We start from the raw sequence: 3,053 nt of genomic DNA on the forward strand, positions 1-3,053 counted from the left end.
CAGAAATTTGTGCGTCATCGCGCGCACTCGAAGAAAGTCAGCCCCATGCCATGACCGGAAACGTAGAAGAAGAAGAAACAGCCGACCCTGAAACTTCTGGAAAAGATCCGGCCACCACGACCGGCGACTCGGCCGAAAAGCGCGGTGGCGGCGACCGGCCTGCTTTCGTTGCCGCCGGAGCGGTCGTCGTCGCCTGCCTGAGCCTCGTCCTGTACGGCATTCTCGGCACGGAGGACGACGCAGCACCCGAGCAACAGAAGACACCGACGGCCGCCGTGACGTACGAAGTCGCTGGTAAGGGCAACGTGGAGGTAAGCTACCTTGCCCGCGGCAATAAGGGCAGAGCCACCGTCGAGGCAAACGTCGAACTGCCGTGGAAGAAGACCGTCCACGTGCCACTGGGCAAGCGGCCCACTATCAGCATCCTCCTCGACGACGAAGGCGGGCAGACGCGCTGTGCGCTCGCCATCCGCGGCGAGCACGTTCAAGGCGCCACCGCATCGGGCGCCTACGGCCGCGCCACCTGTGCCGGCGAACTACCCGCACCACCGCGAACTCACGAGTTGACGCCGAAGTGACCTTCACGCACAAGCGGGTGTCGCGGAGAGCGGGAACCATCGAGACGTCGGCGTCAGGACGTCATCGGAGCGGACGCGGACCTACGGCGCGATGGGGTCGGTGGGAACCTTTCTGGGTGAGCTGACGCGAGGTAGTCCATGGCTGTGTCTTCGGTGATCCCGAAGACCGTCATCAGGTGGACCGGATCGGCCGTCGCCCGGGCCTTGTCCAAGATCCTGTCGATGCGCACCTGCTCCGAGTTGAGCCCGAGGCGCCGAAAGCAGTACTGCACCTTGTGGCTCATTCGAGGACCTGTAGGGTCGTTCGCGGTTACCCGTGTGACCAGTAGATGGGGATTGGCGACACTGGTACGCCACGACCTCGCCAGCAACGGCCTGCCACTGGCGGTCAAGACCATGGATATGGCGCTCACCCGGCACCGTGCTGACTAAAGCACGTTTTCGCAGGTAAAAGGGGTTCTCCATATGTGCGGACGGTATCTGAGACGCCGATGTAACAGGGATCGTTCCTGACGGCAAACGTGCAGGTCACAGCGTTACAGCCCCGGAGTGATCCGGGGCTCTTGTTTTACCCGTGCTGACTTCGTGCTGACCTGTGGACACCTGTGATCACCCCAGGGAACCCGTCCCGTGCTGGGCTGGTGCTGATCTCCTTGCACACGAGGCGCTGATCCGTGAGTGCGAGGCTCGTACCAATCCCGGTGTGCCTGTGTGGGCCGTACGTGGCTGCTTCAGACGCAGCGTGACCAAGGCCACGCCGTGAGGCACCGGTGATCGTTGAGTGCCTGGTTCACATGGCGCCTTTCAGAACCCGGTCCGTGACTGGCTCGGGGTCTCCGCCGTGAGCCTGGCGCTGCACTCCTGGTGCCGTGGCGGAGTGCGCCCAGGCTGGTCGCTGGCGGCCCTCAACCGCGATGACGCTCACACCGTGCATGAGCACCGGCGGCATCGGCCTGGCTCGTTGGTAAGACGGTGTCTCACGTGGCGATCTTGGCGAGCTTCTTGTAGCAGGTCATGACTGCCGCGAGCCCGAGGAAGGCGAGGAAGTGGCTGCCCTTGCGTTCGTAGAGGATGGTCAGGCGGCGGTATCCGAAGAGCCATGAGATCGCTCTCTGGACCTTCCATCGGTGCCTTCCGAGGCGTTCGGGGGACTCCACGCCCGGCCGGGCGATCCGTGGAGTGATGTGGCGTTCGCGCAGCCACGCCAGGTTGCCGGCGGAGTGGTACGCCTTGTCGGCCCGGACCTTGCATCCGGGCCGCGCGGGCCGAAGTACGCCAACGAGTCTGGCGGTTGGCCGGCCGGAAAGCGCCCGATGCCGACCGAACGGTGACCATCGATTTGGACGGGGTGCTGGTGGTCGCGCACTCGGACAAGGAGGACGCGGCCCCGACCTGGAAGCGGACCTACGGCCATCACCCGCTGATGGGGTTCATCGACCACGGGCAGGGTGGCACCGGTGAGCCGGTGGCGGCCCTGCTCAGGCCGGGAAACGCGGGCTCGAACACGGCATCCGATCACGTCACCGCCACCCGCCTGGCCCTGGCCCAACTGCCGAAGCACTACCGGCGCGGTCGGCGGACCCTGATCCGCACCGATTCCGCGGGCGGCACCCACGACTTCGTCGCCTGGCTCGCCCGGCGGGGACGGTGGCTGTCCTACTCGGTCGGCATGGTGATCACCGACGCGATCCACCAGCATGTCCTGAAGGTTCCCGCCTCGGCCTGGACGGCGGCCGTCGAGGCCGGCGGCGATGTTCGGGACGGGGCCTGGGTCGCCGAGCTCACCGGCGACGTCCTGGACGGCTGGCCCAAGGGCCTGCGGGTGATCGTCCGCAAGGAACGGCCGCATCCTGGAGCCCAGTTGCGGCTCACGGACGCGGACGGCATGCGGCTGACCTGCTTCGCCACCAACACCGCCGACCGGCCGATCGCCGAACTCGAGCTCCGTCACCGCCGGCGGGTGAGGGCCGAGGACCGCATCCGGGCCGCCCGGGCACCGGCCTGCGGAACCTGCCCTTGAAGCGCATGACCCAGAACCGGATCTGGCTGGAGATCGTGCAGATCGCTCTCGACCTGCTGGCCTGGATGCCGATGCTCGCGCTGACCGGCAAGGCGCGGCTCTGGGAGCCCCGACGCCTGCGGCTCCGTCTGTTCACCGTGGCCGGACAGCTGGTGACCACCGGCCGCCGGCGGATCCTCCGCCTGGCTGGGCACTGGCCCTTCACCAGCCACGTCACCGCCGCCCTCGAACGGCTCGCACTCCTGCCGAACCCCGGCTGACCAGCAGATTCCCGTCCCTACGACAGCACCACACCACCCGGAGCAGTGGAACCCGTCGCCACCCCGAGACGACACTCGGGCCCCCGGCCTGCATAACCTCAGCTTGGGTTCAAGGGGTCGTCGCAACACCGCCTGGTTTCAGGTGGTGAGTAGATCACGTAGACGCTCGGCTGGGGTATCCCAGCCGAGCGTTTT

2 protein-coding genes and 1 pseudogene are annotated in these 3,053 nt (G+C 66.7%); 2 read left to right on the forward strand and 1 reads right to left on the reverse strand.

Annotated features, from left to right (window positions below; all coding sequences use genetic code 11):
• Nucleotides 1-578: hypothetical protein (locus tag ACFCZF_RS40715; protein WP_376675967.1), on the forward strand; the 578-nt coding region annotated here is incomplete at its 5' end.
• 977 nt (nucleotides 579-1,555) lie between these two features.
• On the opposite strand, the gene ACFCZF_RS40720 is transcribed toward ACFCZF_RS40715, so the two are convergent.
• Nucleotides 1,556-1,735, reverse strand: coding sequence for a hypothetical protein (locus tag ACFCZF_RS40720; protein ID WP_376675968.1), 180 nt, complete (start codon nucleotides 1,733-1,735; stop codon nucleotides 1,556-1,558).
• Between the two features lie 92 nt (nucleotides 1,736-1,827).
• Here ACFCZF_RS40720 and ACFCZF_RS40725 point away from each other — a divergent pair.
• Nucleotides 1,828-2,858, forward strand: a pseudogene (locus tag ACFCZF_RS40725) (IS1380 family transposase); the annotation flags it as partial.
• Nucleotides 2,859-3,053: the final 195 nt, after the last annotated feature.

The organism is Streptomyces sp. NPDC056296 (genome assembly GCF_042268605.1).
Lineage (GTDB): Bacteria > Actinomycetota > Actinomycetes > Streptomycetales > Streptomycetaceae > Streptomyces.